The following is a 6,278-nucleotide window of genomic DNA, read 5'->3' as shown; positions in this document are numbered from 1 at the left end:
TATAAGGAGAGATAATATTGAAGATAGTGGTAGGAATATCAGGAGGAAGCGGATCAATATATGCAGTATCACTTCTAAAAGCACTAAAAGAATTAAACATAGAAACTCATCTTGTAGTATCCACTATGGGAGAATATGTAACAGAACATGAATGTGGAATTAGCTTAAAAGAACTAAAATCTCTAGCAACACATTATCATGACAACAAGAACTTTGCAGCTCCAATAGCCAGTGGCTCTTTTAAAGTAGACAAGATGATAGTATTACCTTGCTCCATGAAAACACTATCATCTGTTGCCCATGGGTTTTCCGATTCCTTGATTTCAAGAGCTTGTGATGTAACAATAAAAGAAGGACGTAAATTAATATTAGTACCTAGAGAAACACCACTAAGTCCAATACATCTAGAAAACATGTTAAAACTGGCTAGAATGAATGTTACAATATTTCCCCTAAGCCCAGGTTTTTACAACCATCCAGAAACCATAGAGGATATTGTATTTAATATGACAGGAAGAATACTTGACATGTTAGAAATAGATAATAACTTAGTAAAAAGATGGACTGGTGAGTAGAAAGGGGGCTACTTATGGAAAGGCAAATGCTTAGATTCGTATTAGAAAGACTAAAAGAAAAGAATCTGCTTTTAGAATGTAATAAAGAAGTAGATAAAGAATTTGAAATGGGTGCAGTACTTAAACACTTTAATAATAAAAGACCAATGCTATTCAATAAAATAAGAAACAGTCAAATATCATCCATAGGGGGTCTTTATGGAGATAGAGAAATAATATATGACTTACTAAACATAACTCATGAAAATAGAATAGAGAGATTTATGGATGCAATAGTTAATCCTGAACCATATAAAATACTTAACAATGGACCAATAAAAGAAAACATAATAAAAAGAAATATAGATTTAGAAAAACTTCTGCCAATAAATAAATTCCAAGAAAAAGACTCCTCAAGCTTCATAACAGCAGGAGTAATGGTAGTAAAAGACCCAGCTACAGGAAAATACTTTACATCCATTAGAAGACTTCAAGTAAATGGAGGAAACAAACTATCAGCATTAATAGCATCACCAAAACTAACAAATGATTTCCTAAAACTAGAAAAACAAGGAAAACCATTAGAAGTAGCCATAGTATTTGGATATGATGCAGAATTTCTAATGGCTAGTCAAATAAGCTCTGCAACCTATGGAGTAGATAAATATGAAATAGACTCTAGGCTAAGAGGAGAACCACTGGAACTAGTAAAATGTGAAACAGTAGACCTACTAGTACCAGCCAATGCAGAAATAGTACTAGAAGGAAGAATTGTTCCAGGAAAAAGAGAAACAGAAGGGCCCTTTGGAGAACTAATGGGATACTATGGACATGTAGCACCCCATCCAATAATAGAAATAGATGCAGTTATGCATAGAGATAACCCAATATATCAAACAGCATTTCCATGCAGAGAAGAACATGTATCAAACGGAATGATAAGAGAAATAGAACTATATTACCACCTAAAAAACCAACTAGACGTAGTAGATGTATACGTAACAGAAGGCGGAGGATATAGATTTAACGCAATAATATCCATAAGAAAACAAAAAGAGGGAGATGCAAAAACAGCAATACTAGCATCACTAGGACTAAACAAAGACCTAAAACAAGTAGTAATAGTAGACGAAGATGTAGACATATTTAATCCACAGGATATAGAATGGGCAATAACAACAAGAAGCCAAGCATCCCTTGACTATGTAATAGTACAAGGAGCATTAGGTTCATCATTAGAACCATCCCATGACCTAAGAGGAGTAACAGACAAAGTAGGAATAGACGCAACAAAACCATTAAATGATGAAAAAGAGAAGTTTAGCAGAGCCATAATACCGGGATATGATAAAATAGATATCAGTAAATATTTTCCAAATATTTAAATATATTTGTTACAATTAACAATGAGTGCAGGTCGTAAAAAGACCTAAAAGCTAGACCCTAACAATTGTGAACTGTGAACTGTGAATTGTGAATTGCAGCAAGTAAATACTTTCCAAACAAATAGAAAGTTGGTGAGGTAAAGTGAAAGAAGCCATAGGAATGGTAGAAACCAGATCATTAGTAGCAGCCATGGAAGCAGCAGATGCAATGGTAAAAGCAGCAAGCGTAAAAATAGCAGACTTTCAAATAGTAGGCTCAGGATTAGTATCAGTAACAGTAACAGGAGACGTAGCAGCAGTAATGGCGGCAGTAGACGCAGGAAAAAGTAGAGGTGCAGAAGTAGCAGAAGTAGTATCAGCAAACGTAATCCCAAGACCTCATGATGAAGTAGACAAAATCTTTGACTTTGATGGTGGTGAATAAAAATGGTAAATCCATTAGCAAGAGTAATAATGGAGAAAAATCTAAAAACAGAGAAAGTAATAAACTCTAGAGCAGTAAATCAAAGAGTAACAACAGAAGGAAACAACCTAGACGATAAAGAAATAAAAATAATATCAGATATAATAAAAGGAGAAAAAGAAGTAATAGAAGGAAGTAATAAAAACACAGCAATAACACTAGAAGAAGCAGCAAACAGAATGAAAAATAACCGTTAAATAAAGACGGAGGTGTAAAATGAATAAAGCATTAGGCCTTATAGAAGCATTAGGACTGACAACAGCAGTAACAGCACTAGACGCAGCCAGCAAAGCTGCAGACATAACCTTAGTAGGAGTAGAAAAAATAATAGGAGTAGGAAAAGCAGTAGGAGTAAACATACAAATAGCAGGAGAAGTAGCAGCAGTAAAAGCAGCAGTAGAGGCAGGAGTAGAAGCAGGAAACAGAGTAGGGACAGTATTTGCATCCCATGTAATACCAAGACCCCATGATGAAGTGGACGCTTTGATAGCTAAGTTTGCTAAAAACTTAAATAAGAAAGAAGAAGAAAAGAAAGAAGAGAAGAAAAAAGAAACTAAAAAAGAAGTAAAAGAAGAAACAAAAAATAAATAAGAAGTAAGATTGAAAAGTAAATAAAGAAATCAAAAAAATGAGAAAACCCATAAGGAGGAATAAAAATGAGTCAAGCATTAGGATTAGTAGAAACAAAAGGATTAGTAGGAAGTATAGAAGCAGCAGATGCAATGGTAAAAGCAGCAAACGTAACATTAGTAGGATACGAAAAGATAGGATTCGGTCTAGTAACAGTAATGGTAAGAGGAGACGTAGGAGCAGTAAAAGCAGCAGTAGACGCAGGAGCAGAAGCAGCAAGAAATGTAGGAGAACTTCATTCAGTACATGTAATCCCAAGACCACACTCAGAAGTAGAAAGAGTTATCTTAAAACAATACGAATAATAAAAATGGAGTGTTTTAGATGAAAACAAAGATAACTTCAAAGGTGTTGGAGGATATATCTAAGAGGCTTCAGGGGGAAAGCATAATAGAAAAAGAAAAAGAAGATAAAACATTAAAAGCACTAATAGTATTAAATGGATCAAATATAGACTTAAGTGAAAAAATAGAAAACATAAAAAAACTAAAAAACAGAGGAATAAAAGTATCACTAGCCTTCTCCTTCATGGCAGAAAGGCTATTAGATACACAAAGAATAATAAACACATTACAACCACTAGAAATATACAAAGAAGAAGACATAATAAAATTAAAAGATATCTCAAAAGAATACTCAATAATAATAGGACCAAACATAACAACAAACACACTATCAAAAATATCCTTAGGAATGATAGATACATTTATTCCAAACCTAATATGGACCTTTCTATATCAAGGTAAAAAAGTATACCTAGACTTTAATCAAGTCAAGAACTACCTAGGAGAAGAAACAAAGAACAAAGAGATATTAAACATAACCAACAGATATATAGATACAATAAAGAAAATGGGAGCCATAGAAATAGACGATAAAAATATCCTAGAAAATATAATAAAGGATTATAGAGACTTACAAATAGAATCCCAAACAAATCTAAACAAAGTACCACAAACAAAAGAAGAAGAAATACCACAAGCAAAAACAGTAATAACAGAAAAAGACATAATAAGTATGTCTTCAAACAATAAGTTAATCCTACCAAAAGGAACAATAATCACACCACTAGCCAAAGACAAAGCAAGAGAAAAGAATATAAAAATAGAAATAAAATAAAAGGGAGGCTAAAAATGCATATAGGAAGAGTAATAGGAACAGTAGTAGCAACAAGAAAAGACGAAAAACTAGTAGGCACAAAACTAATGATAACCCAGCCTCTCGACTTAGACCTTACACCAAAAGGAGAACCATTAATAGCAGTAGATACAGTAGGAGCAGGAATAGGAGAACTAATAGTATATACAACAGGAACAGCAAGTAGAATAGCAGCAAGAAAAATGGATGCACCAATAGATGCAGCAATAGTAGGAATAATAGACGAAATAGACATAAACAAAACTCTATTAAACAGAGAATAGAGAGGAGGTAACAAAGTTGAAAGATGCCAAATACCTAAAAATGGCAATGGAATATAGAAATGCAATAGACGCACTAATGGGAAACAAAGAATTTGCAGACACAGTCCTCAAAGGAGGTCAAGTAGTAAACGTAATCACAAGAGAAATATACAAAGCAGACATAGCAATAAAACATAAATATATACTCCTAGTAGGAGACTGTAAAGACCTAATAGGACCAGAGACAACAGTAATAGACGTAACAGGAAAATACCTATCCCCAGGATTCATAGACTCACACATGCACTTCGAATCCAGTATGCTGACAATAACAGAATTCTCAAGACTATCCATACCATCAGGAACCACCACACTAGTAGCAGACCCCCATGAAATAGGGAACGCACTAGGCCCAGTAGGAATGAAAGCAATGGCAGACGAAATAGACAACGTACCATCAAACGTATACCTAGTAGTACCATCCCTAACACCAGACTGTCCAGACCTAGAAACAGCAGGATACGACACAAGTTCAAAAGACATGGAAGACTTACTAAACTACAAAAACATAATAGGAATAGGAGAACTACAAGGATTTAGTAACGCAAAACACGTATACAGAAACACACCAGAAATAATAACAGACCTACTAGCCTCAACAATATACGCAAAATCAAAGAACATGGTAGTAGACGGAAACGCACCAGAACTATTCGGAAAAGAACTAGCAGCACACATAATAGCAGCAGCAGGAAAATGCTCCTGTCACGAAACCACCACAAAAGAAGAAGCAGTAGAAAAACTACGCCAAGGAGTATACCTATTCATGAGAGAAGGTTCCACCCAAAAGAACATGGCAGAATGCATAAGAGCCGTAACAGAAGAAAAAATGGACTCAAGAAGATGTATACTGGCAACAGACGACATGGTAGCAGCCGACCTAGAAACACTAGGACACATGAACGAAATAGTAAGAAGAACAATAAAACAAGGAATAAGACCAGAAGAAGCAATCCAAATGGTAACCATAAACCCAGCAACCTACTTTGGACTAGACCATGTAGGAGTACTATCCCCAGGAAAACAAGCAGACATAGCCATAATAGAAGACATATATGAAATGACAATAGCAGGAGTATTCCTAAAAGGAAAACTAGTAGCATCAAAAAGAGAACTACTAATAGACCTGCCAAAATACACATATCCAGAAGAAGTAAAACAATCAGTAAAAATAGGACCAATCACAGAAAAAGACCTAGAAATACAAGGAGAAGGAAATAACGCAGTCGTAAGATGCATAGAAGTAATACCAGATCAGAACCTAACAGGAAAAACAGAAGAAACCCTAAGAGTAAATCGAGGAGTAGTAGAAGCAGACCCAGCAAAAGACACACTATATATAGCCTGTATAGAAAGATACAACAGAACAGGAAACATAGGAAGAGCCTTCGTGAAAGGCTTTGGACTAAAAGAAGGAGCCTTTGCAGAATCAGTAGCCCATGACACCCATAACATACTAGTCACAGGAACAAACATAAAAGACATGACAGTAGCAGTAAATGCTGTTATAGAAATGGGTGGAGGAATAGCAATATCAAACAAAGGAAGAATCCTTTCAGAAATGAGACTTCCAGTAGGAGGCCTTATAACAGACGAACTAGACGGACATGAAGTATCAGAAAAAATAGCAGAACTAGAAAGGATAATAACGAGAGAATTAGGATGCAAAATCCATGCACCACTAATGCATCTATCCTTCTTAGCACTATCTACAAGTCCAGCGTGGAAGATAACTGACAAGGGACTGATAGATGTGAATAATTTTAAGATTCTGCCTCCTGTTATT

Annotated in this window: 9 protein-coding genes; all 9 read left to right on the top strand. The window is 35.0% G+C overall.

Annotated features, from left to right (window positions below; all coding sequences use genetic code 11):
- Positions 1 to 26: 26 nt before the first annotated feature.
- A complete protein-coding gene (locus tag CIW83_RS21525; protein WP_235601445.1) occupies positions 27 to 575 on the top strand; it encodes a UbiX family flavin prenyltransferase in 549 nt (182 codons plus the stop codon).
- A 14-nt stretch (positions 576 to 589) separates the two neighbouring features.
- The gene (locus CIW83_RS21520; protein WP_235601444.1) at positions 590 to 1,939 is read left to right on the top strand and encodes a UbiD family decarboxylase; all 1,350 of its coding nucleotides are present in this window, start codon (positions 590 to 592) and stop codon (positions 1,937 to 1,939) included.
- 160 nt (positions 1,940 to 2,099) lie between these two features.
- Positions 2,100 to 2,363 (top strand): BMC domain-containing protein, encoded by a 264-nt coding sequence (locus CIW83_RS21515; RefSeq protein ID WP_143598617.1) that lies wholly within the window; start codon positions 2,100 to 2,102, stop codon positions 2,361 to 2,363.
- A gap of 2 nt (positions 2,364 to 2,365) precedes the next feature.
- Positions 2,366 to 2,599, top strand: coding sequence for a hypothetical protein (locus CIW83_RS22440; protein WP_094904478.1), 234 nt, complete (start codon positions 2,366 to 2,368; stop codon positions 2,597 to 2,599).
- Positions 2,600 to 2,618: 19 nt separating this feature from the next.
- Entirely contained in the window at positions 2,619 to 2,993 is a 375-nt protein-coding gene (locus CIW83_RS21505; protein WP_094904477.1) for a BMC domain-containing protein, read from the top strand.
- Between the two features lie 65 nt (positions 2,994 to 3,058).
- Positions 3,059 to 3,337: a BMC domain-containing protein gene (locus CIW83_RS21500; protein ID WP_072974046.1), complete on the top strand. Its 279-nt coding sequence runs from the start codon at positions 3,059 to 3,061 to the stop codon at positions 3,335 to 3,337.
- A gap of 19 nt (positions 3,338 to 3,356) precedes the next feature.
- Positions 3,357 to 4,151 carry a flavoprotein gene (locus CIW83_RS21495; protein WP_094904476.1) on the top strand — a complete coding sequence of 265 codons (795 nt, stop codon included), beginning with the start codon at positions 3,357 to 3,359 and terminating at the stop codon, positions 4,149 to 4,151.
- A gap of 14 nt (positions 4,152 to 4,165) precedes the next feature.
- Positions 4,166 to 4,453 carry a EutN/CcmL family microcompartment protein gene (locus CIW83_RS21490; RefSeq protein WP_094904475.1) on the top strand — a complete coding sequence of 96 codons (288 nt, stop codon included), beginning with the start codon at positions 4,166 to 4,168 and terminating at the stop codon, positions 4,451 to 4,453.
- A 16-nt stretch (positions 4,454 to 4,469) separates the two neighbouring features.
- A partial coding sequence (gene ade / locus CIW83_RS21485) for an adenine deaminase (protein ID WP_201260092.1) occupies positions 4,470 to 6,278 on the top strand: 1,809 nt, incomplete at its 3' end.

The organism is Tissierella sp. P1, assembly GCF_002266425.1.
Taxonomy (GTDB): Bacteria; Bacillota; Clostridia; order Tissierellales; family Tissierellaceae; genus Tissierella; species Tissierella carlieri.
The sequence above is the reverse complement of the archived record's forward strand: the minus strand, read 5'-3'. Positions and strand labels throughout refer to the sequence as shown.

Excerpts from the sequence above, each read along its gene's own strand:
- CIW83_RS21520 (WP_235601444.1), top strand. The coding sequence starts at position 590 with ATGGAAAGGCAAATGCTTAGATTCGTATTAGAAAGACTAAAAGAAAAG.
- CIW83_RS21515 (WP_143598617.1), top strand. The coding sequence starts at position 2,100 with ATGGTAGAAACCAGATCATTAGTAGCAGCCATGGAAGCAGCAGATGCA.
- CIW83_RS22440 (WP_094904478.1), top strand. The coding sequence starts at position 2,366 with ATGGTAAATCCATTAGCAAGAGTAATAATGGAGAAAAATCTAAAAACA.
- CIW83_RS21505 (WP_094904477.1), top strand. The coding sequence starts at position 2,619 with ATGAATAAAGCATTAGGCCTTATAGAAGCATTAGGACTGACAACAGCA.
- CIW83_RS21500 (WP_072974046.1), top strand. The coding sequence starts at position 3,059 with ATGAGTCAAGCATTAGGATTAGTAGAAACAAAAGGATTAGTAGGAAGT.
- CIW83_RS21495 (WP_094904476.1), top strand. The coding sequence starts at position 3,357 with ATGAAAACAAAGATAACTTCAAAGGTGTTGGAGGATATATCTAAGAGG.
- CIW83_RS21490 (WP_094904475.1), top strand. The coding sequence starts at position 4,166 with ATGCATATAGGAAGAGTAATAGGAACAGTAGTAGCAACAAGAAAAGAC.